Source organism: Argonema galeatum A003/A1 (genome assembly GCF_023333595.1).
GTDB classification, from domain to species: Bacteria; Cyanobacteriota; Cyanobacteriia; order Cyanobacteriales; family Aerosakkonemataceae; genus Argonema; species Argonema galeatum.
The window spans coordinates 599012-621697 of sequence record NZ_JAIQZM010000001.1 but is presented as its reverse complement, the minus strand read 5'-3'; the positions used below and the strand labels follow the sequence as shown (position 1 = coordinate 621697).

General features: G+C 45.4%; 18 protein-coding genes and 1 tRNA gene. 13 read left to right on the top strand and 6 right to left on the bottom strand.

Annotation, left to right across the window (positions count from 1 at the left end; genetic code table 11):
• Window positions 1–46 precede the first annotated feature (46 nt).
• Complete coding sequence (gene ispG, locus LAY41_RS02970) at window positions 47–1261, top strand: (E)-4-hydroxy-3-methylbut-2-enyl-diphosphate synthase (RefSeq protein WP_249093875.1); 1215 nt, start codon at window positions 47–49, stop codon at window positions 1259–1261.
• A gap of 126 nt (window positions 1262–1387) precedes the next feature.
• Window positions 1388–2674, top strand: a complete 1287-nt coding sequence (ctpC, locus tag LAY41_RS02965) for a carboxyl-terminal processing protease CtpC (RefSeq protein ID WP_249094057.1) — start codon at window positions 1388–1390, stop codon at window positions 2672–2674.
• A 185-nt stretch (window positions 2675–2859) separates the two neighbouring features.
• On the opposite strand, the gene LAY41_RS02960 is transcribed toward ctpC, so the two are convergent.
• Window positions 2860–3312 (bottom strand): retroviral-like aspartic protease family protein, encoded by a 453-nt coding sequence (locus tag LAY41_RS02960; protein WP_249093872.1) that lies wholly within the window; start codon window positions 3310–3312, stop codon window positions 2860–2862.
• A gap of 77 nt (window positions 3313–3389) precedes the next feature.
• Complete coding sequence (locus LAY41_RS02955) at window positions 3390–3989, bottom strand: hypothetical protein (protein WP_249093871.1); 600 nt, start codon at window positions 3987–3989, stop codon at window positions 3390–3392.
• Window positions 3990–4394: 405 nt separating this feature from the next.
• Here LAY41_RS02955 and LAY41_RS02950 point away from each other — a divergent pair, with 405 nt between their 5' ends.
• From LAY41_RS02950 to LAY41_RS02925, 6 genes are all read left to right on the top strand, one after another.
• Window positions 4395–6446 (top strand): elongation factor G, encoded by a 2052-nt coding sequence (locus LAY41_RS02950; protein ID WP_249093869.1) that lies wholly within the window; start codon window positions 4395–4397, stop codon window positions 6444–6446.
• 278 nt (window positions 6447–6724) lie between these two features.
• Window positions 6725–7618 carry a prohibitin family protein gene (locus tag LAY41_RS02945; protein ID WP_249093866.1) on the top strand — a complete coding sequence of 298 codons (894 nt, stop codon included), beginning with the start codon at window positions 6725–6727 and terminating at the stop codon, window positions 7616–7618.
• 25 nt (window positions 7619–7643) lie between these two features.
• A complete protein-coding gene (locus LAY41_RS02940) occupies window positions 7644–7832 on the top strand; it encodes a DDE transposase family protein (protein WP_249093864.1) in 189 nt (62 codons plus the stop codon).
• A 165-nt stretch (window positions 7833–7997) separates the two neighbouring features.
• Window positions 7998–9401, top strand: a complete 1404-nt coding sequence (locus tag LAY41_RS02935; protein ID WP_249093862.1) for a DNA cytosine methyltransferase — start codon at window positions 7998–8000, stop codon at window positions 9399–9401.
• Between the two features lie 20 nt (window positions 9402–9421).
• Entirely contained in the window at window positions 9422–10408 is a 987-nt protein-coding gene (locus LAY41_RS02930) for an aldo/keto reductase (protein ID WP_249093859.1), read from the top strand.
• 52 nt (window positions 10409–10460) lie between these two features.
• Window positions 10461–11387 carry a M48 family metallopeptidase gene (locus LAY41_RS02925; RefSeq protein ID WP_249093858.1) on the top strand — a complete coding sequence of 309 codons (927 nt, stop codon included), beginning with the start codon at window positions 10461–10463 and terminating at the stop codon, window positions 11385–11387.
• 188 nt (window positions 11388–11575) lie between these two features.
• Here the strand turns inward: LAY41_RS02925 and LAY41_RS02920 are convergent, their stop codons facing one another.
• Window positions 11576–13108, bottom strand: a complete 1533-nt coding sequence (locus LAY41_RS02920; protein ID WP_476726972.1) for a metallophosphoesterase family protein — start codon at window positions 13106–13108, stop codon at window positions 11576–11578.
• Between the two features lie 97 nt (window positions 13109–13205).
• Here LAY41_RS02920 and LAY41_RS02915 point away from each other — a divergent pair, with 97 nt between their 5' ends.
• On the top strand, window positions 13206–13379 hold the full coding sequence (locus tag LAY41_RS02915) for a hypothetical protein (RefSeq protein ID WP_249093855.1): 174 nt from the start codon (window positions 13206–13208) through the stop codon (window positions 13377–13379).
• 38 nt (window positions 13380–13417) lie between these two features.
• Here LAY41_RS02915 and LAY41_RS02910 read toward each other — a convergent pair whose 3' ends face one another.
• Together LAY41_RS02910 and LAY41_RS02905 are read right to left on the bottom strand one after the other, a co-directional pair.
• Complete coding sequence (locus LAY41_RS02910) at window positions 13418–16528, bottom strand: efflux RND transporter permease subunit (protein WP_249093853.1); 3111 nt, start codon at window positions 16526–16528, stop codon at window positions 13418–13420.
• Between the two features lie 283 nt (window positions 16529–16811).
• Window positions 16812–18434, bottom strand: coding sequence for an efflux RND transporter periplasmic adaptor subunit (locus LAY41_RS02905; protein WP_249093851.1), 1623 nt, complete (start codon window positions 18432–18434; stop codon window positions 16812–16814).
• Window positions 18435–19003: 569 nt separating this feature from the next.
• Between LAY41_RS02905 and LAY41_RS02900 the strand changes: the two genes are divergently transcribed.
• Genes LAY41_RS02900 through LAY41_RS02885 form a run of 4 tightly spaced genes read left to right on the top strand, consistent with a single transcriptional unit; the run spans window position 19004 to window position 22303 of the window.
• A complete protein-coding gene (locus LAY41_RS02900) occupies window positions 19004–20407 on the top strand; it encodes an AAA-like domain-containing protein (RefSeq protein ID WP_249093849.1) in 1404 nt (467 codons plus the stop codon).
• Between the two features lie 50 nt (window positions 20408–20457).
• Complete coding sequence (locus LAY41_RS02895; RefSeq protein WP_249093847.1) at window positions 20458–21336, top strand: ATP-binding protein; 879 nt, start codon at window positions 20458–20460, stop codon at window positions 21334–21336.
• A gap of 14 nt (window positions 21337–21350) precedes the next feature.
• Window positions 21351–21698 carry an STAS-like domain-containing protein gene (locus LAY41_RS02890; RefSeq protein WP_249093844.1) on the top strand — a complete coding sequence of 116 codons (348 nt, stop codon included), beginning with the start codon at window positions 21351–21353 and terminating at the stop codon, window positions 21696–21698.
• Window positions 21698–22303, top strand: coding sequence for a hypothetical protein (locus LAY41_RS02885; RefSeq protein WP_249093842.1), 606 nt, complete (start codon window positions 21698–21700; stop codon window positions 22301–22303). The genes LAY41_RS02890 and LAY41_RS02885 overlap by 1 nt, the downstream gene beginning before the upstream one ends.
• Before the next feature lie 243 nt (window positions 22304–22546).
• On the opposite strand, the gene LAY41_RS02880 is transcribed toward LAY41_RS02885, so the two are convergent.
• A tRNA-Val gene (locus tag LAY41_RS02880) sits at window positions 22547–22620 on the bottom strand.
• Window positions 22621–22686: the final 66 nt, after the last annotated feature.

The following is a 22686-nucleotide window of genomic DNA, read 5'->3' as shown; positions in this document are numbered from 1 at the left end:
GGCAACCTGAGAAACAGAGAAGAACCGAAAAAGTAAAAAACAGGTTATGCAAACTCTACCCAACCCAACCCTGAAGAGTCAACCCACCTTCGACACCACCATCAACCGGCGCAAAACCCGCCCCGTTAAGGTGGGAAACGTCACGATCGGCGGTGGCTACCCGGTCGTGGTACAATCGATGATCAACGAAGACACCCTCGACATCGAAGGATCGGTGGCCGGAATTCGTCGCTTGCACGAGATTGGCTGCGAAATTGTCCGCGTTACTGTGCCAAGTCTCGGACACGCCAAAGCATTAGCGGAAATCAAACAGAAATTGCTTGAAACTTACCAATATGTGCCGCTAGTTGCCGATGTGCATCACAACGGCATGAAAATTGCGCTGGAAGTTGCCAAATATGTCGATAAAGTGCGGATTAATCCGGGATTGTATGTATTTGAAAAACCGAAATCGGAGCGAACCGAATTCACTCAATCTGAAATTGACGAAATTGGTGAAAAAATCCGCGAAACTTTAGAACCTCTGGTCGTTTCCCTGCGCGATCAAGGTAAAGCCATGCGAATCGGCGTCAATCACGGTTCTCTCGCTGAAAGAATGCTTTTTACCTACGGCGATACTCCTGAAGGTATGGTAGAGTCTGCGATCGAATTTATTCGCATCTGCGAATCTCTCGACTTCCGCAACTTGGTTATCTCCATGAAAGCCTCGCGAGTCCCCGTAATGCTAGCAGCATATCGCCTCATGGCACAACGGATGGATGAACTGGGTATGGATTACCCACTGCATTTGGGCGTCACGGAAGCTGGAGATGGCGAATACGGTCGCATCAAATCTACTGCTGGAATTGCTACACTTTTAGCAGACGGCATTGGCGATACCATCCGGGTTTCCCTCACGGAAGCCCCGGAAAAAGAAATTCCCGTCTGCTATAGTATTCTGCAAGCTCTGGGATTGCGGAAAACAATGGTGGAATATGTCGCCTGCCCCTCATGCGGTCGCACATTATTTAACCTAGAAGAAGTTCTCCACCAGGTACGGGAAGCTACCAAACATCTCACGGGGTTAGACATAGCAGTAATGGGTTGCATTGTCAACGGCCCTGGAGAAATGGCGGATGCCGACTACGGTTATGTCGGCAAACAACCAGGTTATATTTCCCTGTATCGCGGCAGAGAAGAAATTAAAAAAGTACCAGAGTCTCAAGGTGTTGAGGAGTTAATCAACTTAATCAAAGCAGACGATCGCTGGATCGATCCTTAAGAAATGTTCGATGTTGAATTTGGTTAAGCACAATAGTGGTATGTACTGAACTTTTCCACAAAAAGCTTGTGTTAAATTGGGCTTACTCCCATTGCAGTTTTTCCCTTCCGGCTCAGTAGAGTAATGATGGACATAACAAAACGCGGACTCATTTTAGGTGCAACAGCCGCAGTACTAACGACTGTGGCAGTAACCGGCGCTGGTATTCACCTGTCAAGTCAAGCTTTCTTTCGCGATAGTCCGAAAGAGATCGTGGATGAAGTCTGGCAAATAGTCGATCGCAACTACGTGGATGGCACGTTCAACCAGGTTGATTGGCAGAAAGTCCGGAACGAGTATCTGAGCCGGAATTACACCAGCAAAGAAGAAGCTTACAAGGCTATCCGGGAAATGCTCAAGAAACTGGGCGATCCTTACACCCGGTTTATGGACCCCGAAGAGTTCAAGAGTATGCAAATCGACACCTCCGGGGAACTTACAGGTGTCGGTATCCAGCTTTCCCAAGATGAAGAAAGCAAAAAACTCGTTGTCATCGCGCCAATTGAAGGTACACCAGCTGCTAAAGCAGGCGTTCTTTCCAAGGATATCATCCTGAAGATAGATGGCAAGAGTACCGAAGGAATGGAAGTCAGCGATGCAGTCAACTTGATCCGAGGCCCAGTGGGTACAGAAGTGAGGCTGACTATATTGCGGAACAACCAGCAAAAAATGTTTACGCTCAAACGCGATCGCATCGAAATCCATCCAGTCCGCTACAGTCGCAGCCAAGATATCCCCGGAGGTGTTGGCTACATTCGCCTGAACCAGTTCAGCGCCAACGCAGCAGGAGAAATGCGTACAGCAATTCAAGCTTTAGAAAAGCAGGGAGTCTCTGGCTACGTTTTGGATCTGCGTTCTAACCCAGGGGGACTCCTCTACGCCAGCATCGACATCGCCAGGATGTGGATCAAAGATGGGGGCATTGTCTCAACGGTAGACCGCCAGGGAGTAAGCGATCGCCAGAAAGCAAACAACAGACAACTCAGCGATAAACCCTTAGTCGTTTTGGTCGATGGCGGATCGGCAAGCGCCAGCGAAATTCTATCAGGGGCCCTGCAAGATAACGGGCGCGGTGTCCTAGTCGGCACAAAAACCTTCGGCAAAGGCTTAGTGCAATCGGTGCGGGGACTGGGCGATGGTTCGGGAATGGCGGTAACGATCGCCAAATACTACACCCCCAGCGGTCGCGATATCAACCACGCCGGGATTATCCCCGATGTGACGATCGAACTCAACGATACCCAACGCCAGGAGTTAGGCCGCAATCGCGACGAAATTGGCACCAAAGCAGACCCGCAATACGCCAAAGGTCTGGAAGCCTTGCAGCAGCAAATTGCCAAACGAGGCGGCAGACCACAAGCGTCAGCTCGGTAATTAACTCAAGTTGCTAGTTACTTGCTTTCCGGGTATGTAGTTGCGCTTTAGCGCTCTTATCCCAGTTGTAATAAGAGCGCTAAAGCGCAACAACGTACCTAATACCAGCCTCAACTATATAACTAGCAACTTGCGTTAATTAGAAAATTTTTGAGTTGTGAGGAATGAATTCATTCCTCATAATTTCAAAGAATCGTCAAATAAGTATCCACAGATTCTGAAGGCAACACTCGCAAGGTTTGTTTTTGCAAATCCGGTTCCAAACCCAATGCTTCCAAGGGAATTACTCCTAGCAACGCATCTCGTCCCCCCGGTAGCTCCAAACACTCAAAAGTTCCTTCCCGCCCACACATAGAAATGGTGGCATCTCGAAATATTTTAGCCTTACTGATTCCCACAGCAGTAGAAACATCTACTTCTTTAAGTAATTCTAATCCCAGTTGAGCAATAATCTCTGGTGGTAGGCATAGGGTTGTTGCCCCTGTGTCTACCAGAACATTTTTCAAGGTGACAGAACGAATTTCTTCTAGAGAAATAACGCCACGAGTTGCCAAAATTTGGTCGGCACGATTGATAATCGTGAGAGTGGTGAAAACTTTACCCATAGTTGTTGTGTTATCGCGCATAATCGAATACATGGTAAATTGGAGCAACCTCTACTATTTTACCGATCTAAAGAGAAATATCAAACTCACTTGATGCCGATCGCCTCAACTTAGCCCCGTTCAACTATCCACACCAACAATGCCAAAATCTGCTCGACAGGCGGGAGGGGATAATCAGTCAGATCGATCGTTGCTGTTGTCCCCTCCAGCTTAAGAAAGCGCCATTGAGTACCGCTGCTGATACAGCCATAAATAGTTGAAATTGAATTTTGTGCTGCTTCATTAAAACGCTGTGCTGCAACCATTTCAGCAAGGCATTGACCAAGACCTTCATTAAGATCTGCTTTCTTCGCTTCAAGAATTACGATCGCAGGAGCTTCAATAATCAATTGTTCAGGCGAACGACTAATTAAAAAATCCACATACCCGGTGAGATCGCAAGTTGGGTCAACATTGAATTCTCGTCCCGAAAATAGACTGATTTGGCGGTTTTGAATGCGTCGGACTTCTTGAAGGACTGGGTAAACAATAGCCTCAGATCTGGCTTTTTCTGAACCGACTGCAATAGTCCAAGGCAAATCTTCTAGCTCGCTCGTTAATCTGGGGCTAGGATTAATTGGTTGAACAGAAGGAAACAAACAAGTTCCCTCCACGATGGTTAACTGAAAATCTTTTTTAGCTTTTGTAAGTGTGAATTGGTTATAGGACATAATTCGGCTCCATAAAATAGCAAGCACTCTCAAAAAATGTCACCAAATGCAATATAAGTAAGAATTTAGCAATAAAAATTATTTTAAGTTAATAAAGTTAAATATTTATTTTAAACCCAAATCAAATTTTTATGACAGTGTGTTAAATAGGGGTTAACTTATGACTAAATACAAGGTAAGTTTTCAAATAGGTGAGTTAATCCAGACAAAGTAACCTCAACCTACTAAACGATTTCTATCAAAATCTACACCATAGCTCGTAGGGGGAGTTGAGCGAAAATTTTGCTTATCTAACCTGTACGCCGATCGAACTCACCAGTACTACCCGAAAAACATTTGCAAACACTGTCATAAGCGGCAGCTGCACCAGATGCAAATCCTACAGCTAGCCGTAAAGGAGGATTTATGAACGAAAAAGTCGTTTCCAGTTTCCGTAATGTAGCGATCGTAGGCCCGTATCTGAGCGGCAAAACAACATTGCTAGAAAGCATATTGTTCGTCACAGGTGCGATTACACGCAAAGGCAGCATCAAAGATAAAAACACAATTGGAGATAGCGCCCCAGAAGCACGCGATCGCCAAATGAGCGTAGAAGTAACAGCCGCCAGCACCGAATACAGCGACGTGCGTTTCACATTTCTCGATTGTCCCGGATCGGTTGAATTTGCCCAAGAAACTTATAACGCCCTAATTGGCGTGGATGCGGCGGTTGTAGTTTGCGAACCAGTAAGCGATCGCGTCCTCACCCTCGCCCCCCTATTTAAATTCCTCGACGACTGGGAAATTCCCCACCTAGTCTTCATCAACAAAATGGATCGGGCCAACAGCAACTTCATGGACGTACTCCACGCCCTCAAATCCGTCTCCAGTCGTCCCTTAATACCGCACCAATATCCGATCGGCCAAGGAGAAAACCTCAGCGGCTTTATCGATTTAGTCACCGAACAAGCTTACCATTACCACCCAGGCGCCCCAGCCGACCCCATACCATTCCCCGACGAACTCCGAGAACAGGAACACGCAGCGCGGGCAGAAATGTTAGAAGAGTTGGCAAACTTTGACGACCATCTCTTGGAAGAACTCCTAGAAGAAATCGACCCACCCCAAGACGAAATCATCCAAGACCTCAAAATGGAATTGGGGGCAGACTTAATTGTCCCAGTATTCCTGGGAATTGCCGAACGAGATTTCGGCGTCCGACCCCTACTAGAAGCCCTGCTGCGCGAAGCACCCACCCCAGAAACAACATTCCAGCACCGGGGAATTGCCCTCCACGCCGATGCACCCCTGGCGCAAGTCCTGAAAACCTACTTCACCCCCCAAGGCGGCAAACTATCCCTCGTGCGAGTTTGGCAAGGCACCGTCACAGATGGCGCGGTCCTCAACGGCGTGCGTGCAGGTGGCATTTATCGCCTCACAGGTCAACAACAAAACAGCCTGCAAGAAGCCAAAGCCGGTGAAATTGTAGCCGTGGGACGTTTGGAGGGCATAAAAACGGGCGATACCCTATCGACAAACAGCGGACAACCGGCGTCAGAACTACCCAAAGCGGAACAACTGACGCCGGTTTATGCTTTGGCGGTGACTGCGGAAAAGCGCAACGATGAAGTTAAGCTCAGCAGTGCCTTCGCCAAACTGATCGAAGAAGACCCATCTTTGGCTTGGGAACAACATGGCGACACCCGCGAAGTCATCCTGTGGGGTCAGGGAGAAATTCACCTGCAAGTAGCGCTAGACCGACTGCGCCGCAAGTATAACCTGCCGATGGCCACCCACCTGCCCCAAGTTGCCTACAAAGAAACCATCCGCAAACCTGTCTCCTCCATTCACGGACGCTACAAGCACCAAAGCGGCGGACACGGGCAATTTGGCGATGTTTATCTGGACATCAAACCTTTGTCTCGCGGGGAAGGCTTCAACTTCAATGAAAAGATTGTGGGCGGAGTGGTTCCACGTCAGTACATCCCTGGCGTGGAAATTGGTGTGCGGGAGTCTCTAGCGCATGGCCCCTTGGGTTTCCCCGTGGTCGATGTAGCCGTGACGCTTATTAATGGTTCTTACCACAATGTAGATAGTTCGGAACAAGCGTTCAAGCAGGCGGCGCGTCTGGCGATGCAGGAAGGAATGCCAAAGTGCGAACCTACTTTGCTGGAACCAATTACGGCAATTGATATATCAACTCCGAAAGAATTTACTTCTAAGGTGTTGCAATTGCTGACTGGGCGACGCGGGCAGATTTTGGGCTATGAAGGGCGGTCTGATTGGAATGGTTGGGATAAGGTTACTGCTTATTTGCCGCAAGCGGAAATGCGCGACTTTATTGTAGAGTTGCGAAGTCTCACAATGGGTGTCGGCTTCTTCAACTGGAAGTACGATCATCTCCAAGAAGTGCCGGACAAGCTAGCAGAAAAGGTAGTAGCAACCAACGGTAACGGTAAGACCAACGGTCATCGCTAATCGGATTTTAGATTTGATAGCATGGCCGGGTATGTTGTTGCGCTTCAGCGCTCTTATCCCAGCTGTAACAAAAGCGCTAAAGCGCAACAACGTACCAAAGAGAGTCACCAATCTTATAACTAGCAACTTGGGTTACCTATCCTTAACCAAGGGTGTGTATCTTGGTAATCAGATAGTGCAGAGAAACCCGGTTTTTCCAAGAAACCGGGTTTCTGGGGTGTACTTCATGCAACTGATCGATTTGGATAATCTTCATCTCTGAGCATAAAGGTAATTTAATGTCATTTATTGTCTCGCTTTTGATTACTCTGATATCGGTTCTAGTATTCCTCACTGGTGGAGGTGTTGTCAGCGAACGAAATCGCTTGGCGATTCGCGGCATTGCTTTGTTGATTGGGGGTATTGCTGCATTTGCATCCCTCTCCAAACTTTTCACGGTCGTCCCAGCTGGTAATGTCGGTGTCGTAGATTCGTTAGGACAAGTTTCTGAAACCTCCCTCAATCCCGGCGTTCACTTTGTAAGTCCCTTTACCAAAATTGTAAAATTCTCCACTCGGCTGAGGAATGTTCAAGAAACCATAGAGGCTACATCCCAAGAAGGATTAGCTTTCAATACCAATGTCAGTCTTCAGTATAGGCTGGAACCGCAAAAAGCTGCGTCAATTTACAAAAATATTGGCATCGATGAAACAGAAATTGTCATTGCCAGATTTCGTTCTGTCGTCCGTGAAATTACTGCTAACTACCCAGCTGAGGCCATTTACTCTCGTAAACGCCTAGAGATAGCAAATCAGATCCGCCAACGGTTAAGTAAACAGTTAACTCCTCTTGGTTTTGTCGTCGAAGAAGCTTTGTTGAGAGAACTGCAAATCCCTGAAAAGATCCAGTCAGCAATTCAGGAAAAGCTACAGGCTGAACAGGAAAACCAGCGAATGGCATTTGTCCTGAAAAAAGAACGCCAAGAGGCAGATCGCAAGCGCATCGAAGCCAAAGGTATCTCTGATTCTCAAAAGATTATTTCTCAAGGTCTTAATGATAAAATACTCCAATTGAGAAGCATTGAAGCTACTGAGAAACTCGCGAGTTCCTCTAATTCCAAAGTTATCATGCTCGGTGCTGGAAAAGGGGGAATGCCGATGCTTTTACAGGATACACAAACTTCAAAACCTTAGTTGCTGAACTGTTTTTTAGGTGAATATGGATAACTCACAAACTTGGTATATTGTCAAGCGCAATGACGGTCACTGCGATATCATTCCCAGTCATCAAGTTGAAGGGAAGGAAGATACAAACATTGTAGAACAGTGGGGGCCGATCGCTTCGCAACAGGATGCTCTAGCACGTCGCGTCGGCTTAATTCGCGCCGGAAAATGCCACCCTGTTTAGATAATTAGGAACGGGGCGTAAGGTTTGGGGCTTGGAAAACAATCTCCTGCTCCAAACCAAGAGCCATTTGTCAGCAATTCCGAACGTAAATACTTGACAATTTTAACATTTTTTGTAATAATTACTAACATCTTAATAAGTTAGCAATAAATTCTCCTAACCAAGATGAAAGGTATCACTAAAAATGTTTATTATATTAAGCAGCTAGAATTATTTCATCCATTCAAATTTACCTTTGAAAGGTTTAATTTTACATTTGTAGATTTATTTGCAGGGATAGGAGGATTTAGAATAGCTTTGTCAGAATTGGGGGGAAAATGCTTAGGCTATTCCGAAATTGACAAAGCAGCTATCAAAGTCTATGAAAGAAATTTTATTACTGATTCCAATAGCGCGGATATAAGTTTAGGAGATATTCGCAATATTGATAAATTTCCGTTTTCAGTAGATGTAGTAGTTGGTGGAGTTCCTTGTCAGCCTTGGTCTGTAGCTGGTAAGCTTAAAGGTTTCGACGATCCCAGAGGCGAACTTTGGTTCGATACAATTAGAGTTGTGAAAATAAATCAGCCAAAAGTTTTTATATTTGAAAATGTAAAAGGTTTAATAGAGCCTTTAAATAAAAAAAGCTTTGAATATTTAGTGCGAAGTTTTCAAGAAATAGGTTATTGTGTAAAATGGCGTTTACTAAACTCCTATGATTTTGGACTTCCACAAAATCGTGAAAGAGTTTTTCTAGTAGGAATAAGAAAGGATTTAGAGAGTCAGCAAGAATTTAGTTTTCCCGAACCATTGGAGATTAAACCCAAACTCTATAGTTTTATTGATGGTGTGAAAGATTGCAGTAATTTTAATAAAACCAAAGTTGCTCCCCAGATTTTATTTGGAGATAAAATTCCCCATTCTAGAAATCGTTTTCAGAAAGATGATGAATTAAATGATTTTTTCATCTTTTGCGATACCAGAGATGGTCACAGCACCATTCATTCCTGGGATATTATCAGGACTACCAAAAGAGAAAAACTGATTTGTCATACCATCCTGAAAAATAGGAGAAAGAAAAAATATGGCTCAAAAGATGGAAATCCTTTATCTTTTGAAGATTTGGCAGAGTTAATACCCAACCTCAAAAAAGAAGAACTGGATCGGCTGATCAAAAAAAATATCGTTCGTTATGTGGAAAACCAAGGATATGAGTTTGTCAATTCTAAAAATTTAACAGGTATCAATGGAGTTTATAGAATTTTTTTGCCGCATTCAGATATAATTCCTACCTTGACAGCAACAGGGAATAAAGATTACGTTGCGAAGATTTCTCTAGAAGGATGTCAAGATCCTAGTGAATATAAGCAGAAGTTTATTAGGAAAATTTATAAAAAAAAGAAGTTTAAACCTATTTCTGCTAAAGACGCCGGGAAGTTGCAAGGGTTTCCCGATAGGTTTATAATGGCTGAAGATGAAGATGTTGCCAAAAAACAATTTGGGAATGCTGTTCCAGTACCCGTTGTTTACCATTTGATGAAATCATTATTAGACCAGGTTGACTATGACACTCATAGCGACAGAATATAATACAATTTTGAGTATTAACCATGAAAACACGACAATTAGGACAAAGCGGACTCACTGTTTCCGCGATCGGCTTAGGTTGTATGGGAATGTCCGATTTCTACAGCAACCGCGACGATACCGAATCAATTGCTACAATTCATAGAGCGTTGGAGTTGGGGATAACCTTACTCGACACCGCCGATATGTATGGGCCATTCAAGAACGAAGAACTGGTGGGAAAAGCGATCGGCGATCGCCGCGATCGCGTAATTATAGCTACCAAATTCGGCATCGTTCGCGGTGAAGACGCCGCCTTTCGCGGTATCAATGGCAAACCGGAATATGTCCGCAGCGCCTGCGAAGCGAGCTTGCGGCGTCTTGGCGTAGAAGCGATCGACCTTTATTACCAACACCGAATCGATCCGAATACACCGATCGAAGAAACCGTCGGCGCAATGGCTGAACTGGTAAAAGAAGGCAAAGTTCGCTACTTAGGACTTTCCGAAGCCGGATCGGAAACCTTACGTCGCGCTTGCGCCGTACATCCCATCACCGCATTGCAAAGCGAATATTCCCTGTGGAGTCGCGATCCAGAAGACGAAATTCTCAGCACCTGTAGAGAACTAGGTATTGGTTTCGTCGCCTACAGTCCCCTGGGAAGAGGATTTCTCACAGGACAAATCAAAACCTTCGACGACCTCGCACCCGATGATTATCGCCGCCAAACACCCCGCTTTCAAGGAGAGAACTTTCAGAAAAACCTCGAACTGGTGCAGCGTATTGACGAAATAGCCCAAGAAAAAGGTTGTCTTCCGGCGCAGTTGGCTTTAGCTTGGGTACTCGCGCAGGGTGAAGATATCGTTCCCATTCCCGGTACCAAGCGACGCAAATATTTGGAGGAAAATGTAGCCTCTGTCGAAGTGAAATTGACACCAGAAGACCTCCAGCGCATCGACGAAATAGCACCACTAGGCGTCGCCGCTGGATTGCGCTATCCCGAAACAATGATGAATGCGGTGAACCGCTGATAGTAGAAATTGACACTCCCACCCCTTTAGGGGTGGGGATTCTTAAGTGACTATGACGATATCAGAGAACTCAAACCCCGTGACGAGAAAAATATTAACTGGACTGAATCCAGAAGCCTACGAACACCCGTTCGATCGCAAAGCCTTAGCCTCTTTAAAAAAGATGCCCGGTGTTGACCCACTGCTCAATAAAATTAACGAATACGGGATCGATCGCCTACTCCGATTGCAAAGCCTTGGCAGTCAAATCAGAGTCACGCCCCGAAATTTTCCCCAACTGCATGAAGCACTTGTAGAAACTTGTCAAATTCTTGATGTTACCCCACTGACCGAATTGTATCTATTTCGAGGTACAGGTTACATTCAAACCTACGCCGTTGGAGTGGAAAAACCCATTATCGGTATCAATCTAGAGGGGATGGAATGGCTAGATACAGATGAATTACTTTACATCTTGGGACACGAAGTAGCCCACATAAAAAGTCGGCATATAATTTACCACCAAACCGCGATCGTTATGCCAACTTTGAAAAATTTATTGAGCAATACCACACTGGGATTAGGTGGCTTGGTAGCTGGTGGCATAGAACTGGCTTTGTATAATTGGCTGATGATGGCAAAGTTTACATCCGATCGGGCCGGTTTGCTAGCTTGTCAAGATATTAATGTAGCAACGACTGCATTAATTAAACTCGCAGGTTTGCCTTCCGAGTACTTGACTGATGCTGTAATTGAAGATTTCCTTGCCCAAGCTAGCGAGTTTTCATCCAATAGCTTTGATAGTCTCGATCGGGTCACCAAAATATTGAGCTATACAGAACATTGGCGTTCCTGGTCAGTCATGCGAATTGCCGAGTTATTGAAATGGGTTGATTCAGGAGAATATGAGAATCTAATTCAACAGAAAAACTTAAACAAACCGGAAACACCAGAAGAACCAGAAGAACCAGAAAAGTGGAATTTTTTGACTTCTTGGTGACAAATCGATTTTGGATATTGGATTTAGGATTAGAAGAAAAACAAGCGAATGTATTCATATCATCTCCGGCAGCAACGGTTGCCTAAAAAACTCCTTTTCTTTTTCTTATCGGCGTTCATCTGCGTTCATCTGTCTACATCTGCGGTAAAAATTTAACCAACGATGAAAACAGAGAATTTGACGATAATCTAAAATTCAAAATCCAAAATCGGTTGACTATTCTGCCACTGTCCCTGAATTCGCTCAGCGATAAACGGACGAACGATAAATTTTGGCGGTCGTCCGTCCTTAACATCAATTCGTAAAAATGAGTAAGGTCGTCGCTTTTCCAAACCTTGTCCGCTGCGACCCACAAAAAGCAGAGATTCCGCTACCTTTCGAGTGTAACTGCCCTTAGCGTCCTCAAAAGTCTCCATTAATTCTGGCCCCTCAATGCGCTGACGACGGAGGCTGTAACCGCTACCACCGCATACGATCCAGTTGAGATTAGAATCGGCGTGTCCGGTGTCGCCAGTCCGAAGATATTCCAAACAGTGAGCGTGACCGTTTAGAATTAGATCGACTAACGGACGACCTTCTGTCAGGGAACCGACTGCTGATGATACGGCATCCAATACTTGGCGGAGGCGGAGGCGAACTGCCAAAGTTTGCGACTGGTGCCATTTTGTCGCCTCGGTTACGTAGGGAGGATGGTGGAAATAAATCACTCGTCCGCGCACTTCTTTTGTGTGCCAAGATTCGATCAGCTTTTGTTTGAGCCAATCAAGTTGTTCAAAGTCTGTGACGGTTGTTTCGTTGGATTCCAGTTGTTTGTCGATGTCAAGCTTTAACTCTTCGATTTGCTCCAATTTGGCGTGCAAATCGTTCATCTGTTCGGCTTCTTCGGGTGAGTCTGGATTAAAAGTGGCAGAGGTTTCCAGGATTTGCTCTTTTTCTTGTTCGAGTTGGTTGCGACGTTTTTCCAATTCGCGGCGAAACGCTTTTCCCTTGCGAGTTGCGGGGAGTGGTGGTGGCGCGTTAAAGGTATTTGAGTCCAGCGCGAAAAAGTCAATACCGCCGCAACGGAATGTGTAATAGCGGTTGGGTAAGCGAGTAAAACGTCCGGGTTCGTAAAGTAGGCAGCGACCAGTGTCGGTTTTGGCGATATAATGGCGATCGAGATGACGGTCAAGTTCTGCCTGGTTCTGGAAAGTTTTGAGGTAATCGAGAAATGCCTGTGCGTAGGCATTACCTTGAAAAGAACCGTGCCAGCCAACATCGAAATCCAATTTAGATTTGAATAGGCGGCGCAACGGCAGTGCAGTCTGTGCAAGCAAACCGAAAACAATCGGTAAATCGTAGTAATCGTGATTACCTGGCACTGGTAAAATTGGCAGATTGAAGATCATGCGATCGTATGCAATCCGTTCTGGGTGTTCGCCGCCTACCAGAAATTCTCGGTAAGGCTTGATAAAATTTTTCGGATAATATTCGCTTGAGCCAACTAGATAGATAACATCACCCGTATGCAGCACGAAACGACTTTGTTCCTTGTGTGCCAGCATCAGTTCGGCAATTTCTCGTTGGGGGTTGTATCCCCGATGAGTTCCCGATCCGCTATCGCCTACAACCAAAAATGAAAATTCTGGACTGTCGCCAGAACCATCTTCTATAACCATCCGGGTTTGATCTATTCCCCTTTGGATAATTGGCGGCTCTTGCCACCGCACTCTTTCCTTCATTTTGCAGATTTTAACGGAAATCGGCGGATCGGATACGAATCGCATGGTCGATCGGGCTCGGATTGCGAGATTATAGGGCTATCTATCTGTTTCCATCATGTATTGTAGCTGCTGGACTGGGGAAGAGGAGCAGAGGGGCAGAGGAGCAGAGGAGCAGAGGGGCAGAGGAGCAGAGGGGCAGAGGAGCAGAGGGGCAGAGGAGCAGAGGGGCAGAGGAGCAGAGGGGAAAGAGGTGAATAACCTTACTTCTTCCCTCTTCCCTCTTGCCTAGCCCCTCTTCCCTATGGACCAATGACCGATCGCAAAATTTCAATGGAAATGCACTCGCTTGAACAACCATGTTTGAAAGGTTTCCATGTATGTGAAAATCACCGGAATCACCACTAGGGTAAGTAAAGTTGAAGTCATCAAACCGCCAATCACAGAAATCGCCATTGGAGCTCGCACCTGAGAACCCGCTCCAATTCCCAACGCGATCGGCATCATCCCGGCGATCATAGCAATGGTAGTCATCAAAATTGGTCGCAAGCGTGCCACCCCAGATTCTAGGGTGGCTTTGAACAGCGGTTTTCCTTCATTCTCATTCATTAAGGCGTAATCCACTAGCAAGATGGAATTTTTTGTCACAATTCCCATCAGCAGCACTACACCAATTAGAGCATATAACCCCAAGGATCTATGCCCCACAAGGAGTCCTAGTAATGCGCCGCCAATAGACAAGGGCAACGCCGCCATAATCGTAATTGGATGCAGGAAATTGCTAAACAACAAAACGAGGACAGCGTAGATAAACAGTAGCGCCGTTGACAGAGCTATAGCAAAACCGCTAAAAATATCCTTCATCACTTTGGCATCGCCGAAAGGTTCCTGAGTGACACCGGGCGGTAGTTGCTTAAGTAATGTTTGCTGATTCGCTTTCTTGAGAGCATCTCCTAAAGAAAGTCCCTGCAAGTTAGCTTCCACAGATACTTGACGAGCGCGATCGTATCGGTCAATCTGAGAAGGCCCGCTGCCAAGGCTAACATCGGCAACGGCCATCAAAGGCACTAAAGTATTATTTTTACCCGGTACTTGCAGATTCTTGATGGTGTCGATATCGTTGCGAAGTTCGGGAGTTAACTGCACTCGTATCGGTATTTGTCTGTCTGGCAAATCGAACTTGGCGAGATTAGCGTCGATGTCTCCTATGGTAGCGATCGAAGCAGTACGTGCGATCGCCAGCACCGATACCCCCTGATCCGCCGCCCGCGAAGGGTCTGGTTTAACCAAAATCTCCGGTTTCACCAAACTGGCGGTAGATGTAACTTCCACAATTCCCGATATCTCGCTCATTTGTTTGACTAACGTTTCAGCTGTCCGGGTCAGGAGTGGGCCGTTTTCGCTCTTGAGCAAAATCGCCAATTGCTTTTTGCTTCCCAATCGTCCTTGGCTAAAACCGATGCGTACTCCTGGAATTTCCACAAGTTTGGGCAGCATCTCCTGTTCAAATTCTATTTGCCCAATATGTTTGGAATGTTTGGTTGGCGGACGTTCTTCCTCTGGTTTAAGTTTGACGTAGAGGCTGGCAGTATTCACACCACCACGGCCACCACCGCCACTGCTACCACCACCGGAAACAGCGGGAGCGCCCTCTGTCGCGAGGATAGTATCTACAGCTGGATGGGTACTCAAGATTTGGGTTGCTTGCTGCACAGCGCCGTCTGTCTGCTCTAGAGTAGAGCCGGGAGACAGTTCGATGGAGAGAGTGGAAAGTCCGGTATCGTCGCGATCGATAAAGCCAGTGGGAATATAAGGTAATAGCTGAACGCTGCCTAAAAATAACCCCAAAGCTAAAATCAGCGTCAGCACTCGATGCTTTAGCGCCCAAGTTAACACCCGACGATACTGATAAGAAAGAATGTCTTTTTTTAGATTATCCTGCTGATGCTGATGATGTTTCTTATCTTTGAGCAAGTAAGCTGCCATCAGCGGCGTTACGGTACGGGCAACTAGCAGGGAAAATAACACCGATACCGCAACAGTAACGCCAAAAGGTCTAAAAAATTGACCGGGTATTCCGGCCATAAAAGCGACGGGCGCAAATACCGACACAATAGTCATCGTAGTGGCGACGACAGCCAAACCAATCTCGTCAGAAGCATCCACGGCAGCTTTATAGGGCGTTTTCCCCATCTGCATATGCCGTTCGATGTTCTCAATTTCTACAATTGCATCATCCACCAAAATCCCCACCACTAATGCCAGCGCCAGCAAAGTCATGCTGTTGAGGGTATAGTTCAACATCTTGAATACTGCAAAGGTGGGAATTGCCGATAGGGGTAGCGCCACCGCCGTAATCAAAGTCGCTCGCCAGTCTCGCAAAAAAATTAAAATGGTGACTACTGCTAGTGCTGCTCCTAAAACTACTGCGTCTATCGAAGCTTCGTAAGATTCACGAATGCGATCGGCCATCGTATATATAAGTTCGATCTTGACATCTGCTGGCAAAGTTTTTGCTAGTTTCTTGACCGCATCTTGTACCCCTTCTTCCACGGTGACAAGAGTACTGCCGGTGCTACGCAGTACGGAAAAAGCAACCACTGGTTTGCCATTCAGACGCGCCGCCTGACGAGCTTCTCCATAGCTGTCTGTCACTTCTCCTAAACTGAAGAGGGGCACAAAGCCGCCTTTAGGAAGAGTGATTTGATAGTTTTTCAAATCTTCTACGCTGGCGGCGCTACCCAAGGTGCGAACAGTTTGCTCGGAGTTGCCGATGTCGGTTCGTCCACCAGGGAGGTTGGTGTTGAAGTTACGGATTTGGTCGTTAACTTGAGTTGAAGTAATGCCTAGAGCTTGTAGGCGGTCTGGGTTCAAATTTATGCGTATTTCGCGGTTTACGCCTCCAATCCGCTGGACTTGTCCGACGCCTGAAACTGATAAAAGGATGCGGCTGATTTTCTGGTCGATTAAATCGCTTAATTGTTCTACCGATAGTCGCTCGGAAACTACGGCATAGGACATGATCGAACCACCGACAAAATCAACTCGCTTGACAACGGGGTCGTTAATGTCTTGCGGCAGACTTTGGCGCGTTTGGGCGACGGCGTTACGCACATCGTTGGTGGCCCGATCGCTATTCGTACCCAGAACAAAATTTATCGTTGTGCTAGAAGAACCATCGCTTACTGTGCTAATAATATGGTCGATGTTGCCTAAACCAGCAACGGCATCTTCAATTTTCTTTGTAACTTGAGATTCCAGTTCTGCTGGATCTGCTCCCGGCTGAGTAACGCTGACAGATACTGAAGGAATATCGACGTTAGGCGAGTCATCAATACCAAGAACGGGAAATGATACCAAACCCCCAATTGTCAGTACTAAGAATAGAACAATGGTAGGTATGGGTTGTTTAATTGACCAGGCGGAAATGTTGAAAGACATAAAGTTTTGTCATTAGTCATTGGTCATTGGTCATTAGTCATTAGTCATTAGTCATTAGTCATTGGTCATATCATGTCCTTACGCATCGGTTACCTCAAAAATTCCTGTGATTATTCTTATCTGCGTTTATCTGCGTTCATCTGTCTTCATCTGCGGTAAAAAATTAACCAACGATGAAAACAGACAATTTGACGATATCACTCATGTACTAACGATGCCACCGGACTTGATATCATTAGTCATTTCAGAGAAAAATCAAATATCCTTAATCCAAAATCCAAAATTAATTGGCGATTCGCACTTTGTCGCCGTCTTTGATATAACCAGCACCAGTAACTACAATGCGATCGCCTTCTTTCAAACCGCTCTTTATCTCCACTTTTGCTGCTGATGCCTCACCTTTGTTGCCGTCAATGGTAGTTCCTACTTCTACTGGCCCCGCGTGAACTATATCATTAGCGTCTAACAAATAAACCATTGGATTACCATCACTCTGACGCTGCACAGCTTTTGCCGGTACTGTTAAAGCTTGCGCTGTTTTGGAGGTAATAGCTGCTTTCAGAAACATACCGGGTTTCATTAAAGCGCTGGAAGGTAAATCAATTTTGATCGTTCCTTGACGAGTTTGAGGATCGATTACAGGAGTAATTCTTCGCACTCTCCCTTGCCAGTTGATATCGGTATTGGCATCGCTGGTAATCCTGACTGGTGCCCCTATATGTACCTCGCTTAACGCAGTTTCTGGTATTTTGACTTGTAATTCGAGAAAACCGTTGCGGATGATACAGAACAAGGCTTTAGTGCCAGAGGTATCCCCAACGCGAGCTAGAGACTGTGCGATCGACTGAGAAGCTGCGGTTGTCCCAGAAGTGGCATTTCCATCGCAACGGCCCTCAGCACTGGGAGCCACTACAATTCCACTAGCAGGAGCAAATACCTGGGTTTGTCCTAGTTGAGTTTTGATCTGTTGCACCTTTGCTTCGTTGTTGCGGACATCAGCTTGGGCGCTTAACACATTGGCTTTGGCACTATTAATACTAGCTTGGGCACTACTAATACTGGCTTTAGCGCTATCAATATTCGCGATCGCACTGCTAATACTGGCTTGGGCAACTCGGACTCCTTCTGCCGCAGATGTAGCGTTAGTAATGCGAGTGTCTAGATCTTGACGATTGATTGCGCCTTGGTCAGCCAGGTATTGATATCGCTGGCGCGTTCTCTCGGCGTCTTTAAGTTTAGCGCGAGAGTCAGCCAAGTTGGCTTGTGCTTTAACCCGTTCGGCCTCTGCTTGTGCCAAAACTGCTTGTGCTTTACCCACATCGGCTTGTGTTTGTGCCAGAGCTGCTTGTTTTTGTTGCACTGCGGCTCTTGATGCCTCTAGCTGGGCTTGCGCCCCGCTCACTTGCGTTTGCATTACGGAATTATCGAGGATCGCCACGATTTGTCCCGCTCTTACGATATTCCCTTCTTCAACTAAAACTTGCTTGATTAACAAGCCAGTTGTCTGCGGCTGCACAGGCTGAAGGTTGTAGGCAGCAACAGTACCTGTGGCGTCCAGGGTGCGGGCTACAGAAGCGGTTACGACAGACGCAACTGTAACGGTCATGCTTGGTGGAGGTGCTGTTACGGCTGGCTCGACGGGTTTTTGGGTTGTTGGGCTCGAGGAAAAACGCATTCCTACCACGGCAAGTGCTGCACCGAGTCCCATCCCAAGCACAGTTGGAGTCAGCCATCCACCCTTCGGCTTTGGTTTGCCCTTGGTTGCGGTAGAAGGTAAATCTTGCTCAAATTCAAACTCTTCGGTCACTAGAGGGCTATCTGCGATCGCGCCCTTGAGCAAGTGTTCTTCTTTGACCGCCCCGTTGAGCAAGTGTTCTTCTTTTTCTGTCGATGATTTGTAACTCACAGTTTTACCTCTCTAATTAGGACAAAAACTATTTATGACGACTTTAACGACTCTGCTCTTATAAATGAGTAGCCTTTATGAAGAAAAATTAAAATATAATTATATCAATTTGATATAGTCTTTGTAAATAATGTGGTATTACCCGATACAAACATTGCCATCTAAGGAAGTCAGTTATTCCTCACTCCCCACTCAGCACTAAAGCCGAAGCAGTTTGCTAGATTGGCGTTGGTGATGCTGACTGAGACAAAAATAGCTTTTGATAAGTAACTCTTATCACCTGCAAACCAGCAAGTTTAATTTTTGTCAACTGCAAAAAGTATGAAAGGTAGGATAATAAGGTATAGTCTTTCCGTTTTGGTAACATAACGGTCAGGATATTATTTGCTGCTACACACATCCTTTGTTAGATGCGGTGACTGAGTCAACAACCCACCACTAAATCGGATTACCGATTAAGCGTGGGGGCTTGAAACAGCCCTAGTTGACCAGCCTAAGTCTTAATTGACTACGTTGTAGGCAAGCAGTACAGCTTTGGCGGGACGGGAGTCTCCCAGGAGGAAGTAAAGATGAACGTTGAAAAAGTTCTGGAAGCTGTAGAACAAGGTCTGCTACTTCGCCAACTAAGTCCGGTGGAGCGGTTTATCTTGCGTCAGTCGTGGATTGGACATACCTACAGCGATATAGCGCGTGATTCTGCCTACTGTAGCGCTCACATAAAGGAAATCGGCTCCCGGCTGTGGCATGACCTTTCTGAAGCGCTGGGGGAGCGGGTAACGAAAAAAAATCTGCATTTAGTGTGGAACCAGTTTGAGAAAAATTACACAGGTAACGAGCAAAGCGCAATGCCGGAGGATCTCCTACCCGACACAGTGCCAAAGGATGATTTCCCACTTTTATTACCCCAGACTCAAATTAAATTTCCCGGCTCTCCCGTACCGCTAAATTCCCCTCTCTACATTAATCGCCCTCCGATTGAAGAACTCGCCTACGCTGAAGTAAGCCAACCTGGATGCGTTATTCGGATCAAAGCCCCCAAGAAAATGGGGAAAAGTTCACTACAGAATAGGATTATTGCTCACGCCAAGGGTTTGGGTTACAAAGCTGTCTCTTTGGATTTTCAGGAAGCAGACACAGCCATTTTTACTTCGATCGATAAATTTTTGCGCTGGTTTTGTATCAATATCAGCAAGCAACTCAACCTCGACTCCAAGTTGGATGATTATTGGGATGAGGATATGGGCAGCAAGGTGAGCTGCAAAATCTATTTTCAGGATTATCTGCTGGAACTGATCGACAGTCCCTTAGTTTTAGCTTTGAATGAAGTCAATCGGGTTTTCGAGCATCCCAGCATTGCCCAAGACTTTCTGCCAATGCTGCGATTGTGGCACGAACAAGCCCGAACACTTGATATTTGGCAAAAACTCAGGTTAGTGGTAGTTCACAGTACAGAAATCTATGTGCCGCTCAAGCTAAATCAATCACCCTTCAATGTCGGGCTAGCGCTTCAGCTGCCACAATTTAGTTTAGAGCAGGTGCAGAATTTGGCACAACGTTATGGAATAAATTGGGCTGATAGTAGCGATCTAGAGCAACTGATGGCAATGGTGGGGGGACATCCCTATCTGGTGAACGTCGCGCTTTATCACCTGTCGCGGAAAGACATAACATTGGAGCATTTATTGGAAACTGCCCCCATGCTGACTGGGATTTACGGTCACCATTTGCGGGGTCATTTGGAGATACTCCGACAGGATAGCCAATTGGTGTCATCTCTGCAAGAGGTTATTAGTGCGTCAGACAGCGTGGAATTAGAAGCGATCGCAGCTTATAAGTTAGAAAGTATGGGCTTGGTACAGCTGGATGGAAATCATGCCAAGTTAAGCTGCGAGTTGTATCGTCTCTATTTTAGAAAGCAACTATATCAAGAGGATGAGTTGAGTGTTTCGAGTGTGGCGATTTTTAATCGTTGATTCCGCTTCCTTTATGCTCAATAATGTGAATTAAATTTACTTTGATAAATATGAGCGTTACTCTTAACATTCCTACAGTCAATGATGAATTGAAAGACTTTGACACGCTATTTCAACTATGGCAACAAGTGGGGGAAAGTTGCTCAGATGTAACCTTTGATTTCTCCAAATGTTTTTTTCTCAAACCTAATGCAGTTGCATTTTTAGGAGGATTAATCCGTTTCATCCAAAGTCGTGAAGGAAAAACCACCATCAATAAAGATACCCTAAATAATAAGGTAAAAATGAATCTTCAACAAAATGGATTCATGTATACCTTTTGTGAAGATAAAGAACCTTGGCAAGGTAATTCTGTCCCCTATAGGGAAGATGCAAAACAAAATAAAGACGGGTTAGTGTACTACCTAGCGGAACAATGGCTAGGACGAGACTGGGTACAGATGGGTCAAAACTTACGAAACGTCATTGTAGGAAGAGTCTGGGAGATTTACGCTAACGCCTTTGAGCATGGAAGGACAGATATTGGTGTCTTTAGTTGCGGACAGCATTACCCCAAACTCAACCAACTCAAACTAACTGTAGTTGACTTTGGTGTTGGTATTCCTTCCAACGTGCGCCAATTCCAAAATAAGCCGACTTTACCAGTAGATAAAGCTCTAGAATGGGCCTTCCAAGCAGGAACCAGTACTCGGCAGGGTGGTGTCGCTGGTGGCGTAGGACTTGACTATTTGAAAAAATTTGTAAAAATTAATCGTGGAAAGTTAGAGTTTTTCAGTCAAGATGGATATGTAGCGATCGATGAAAATCAGGAGATTTACCAAAGTCGGCAACCTTTTTTTCAGGGGACACTGGTTAACATCACACTCCAATGTGAAGAAGCCCTTTACATCCTAGCTTCTGATGCCGATGATGAGGAGCCACTTTTCTAAGGGGAACCCAAAATATGAGACACGACATCCACGACCTAATAGGCAAAACTTGCATGACCCCCGATGAAGGTCAAAAGGTGTACAATCTGACTTACCCCGAACTTTTGGCTAATCGTCCTGTAGAGCTTGACTTTGCTGGTGTAGAAATTTTTGCGTCCCCCTTCTTCAATTTTGCCATTGGGCAGCTACTCAGAGACATTCCACCAGATACCTTAAACCGTTTGCTGAAATTTTCCAACCTCAATTCAGTAGGTAGACAGGTACTTAAGCGAGTTATTGAAAACTCAAAGCAGTATTACTCAAATGAAAATACTCGCAAAGCAGTAGACGAAGTTGTTAGTGAACAAGCAAATAGTCTCTAATGGCAGTTAACTATATAGTTCAAGCTGAAGTCGTTGATATTCGGTCTGACCACCCGAAAAAAGATGATATTTTTCTAGTAGACACTAATGTTTGGTACTGGCTGACTTACACCAAAGCCAGTACATCAGCAAACTCCTATCAAATTACAGACTATCCCACTTATATAGCAAACGCTCTTTCGGCTCAATCGTTGCTTTTATACTGCGGTCTTTCTTTATCGGAGTTAGCCCACAATATAGAGCAAAATGAAAAGAAAATTTTTTCTTCTGCCTTAATACCAAAGGAATACCGTCATAATTATCCAGCAGAAAGAGCTAATGTTGTTGCTGAAATTCAAGCCGCTTGGAGCCAAGTTACATCTATTGCTGTCTCGACTGATATAACAATCAATGAAGTTACTACTAACACTGCCTTAACTAGATTTTCAACTCAACCGCTTGATGGCTACGATTTGCTAATTTTAGAAGCAATGGATAAAGCCGGAACCGTTCAAGTAATTACTGATGATGGTGATTATGTAACCGTTCCTGGTATTAGAGTTTTTACTGGTAATCAGAATGTAGTTATAGCAGCAAGAAACCAAAGTAAGCTTTTAATTCGCTAAAAACGTCTAGCCTTCACAAGATAGTGGTAACGGTCGTAAGGAGAAGGTAAGAACGCGATCGCACTTCGGAGGATTAAAGAATGCGATCGCACTTGGAAGGATAAAGAAATGCGATCGCCATCATAGACTAAGATGGAGCGCAGTTCAAATCAGTCACGATTCTCATATGTTCAACCAAATTAGAAAAATAGTCCTACCTTCCGACTTTCCCAAAGGATAGGGTTACTATCGCAGAATTTTAGATGGACCCAACTGGACTCGAACCAGTGGCCTCCACGATGTCAACGTGGCGCTCTAACCAACTGAGCTATGGGTCCTTTCTAGCTTTATAACTATAGCACAGGTTTCACTCAATTTGCAAATGGGCATGGGACTTGAAAAGT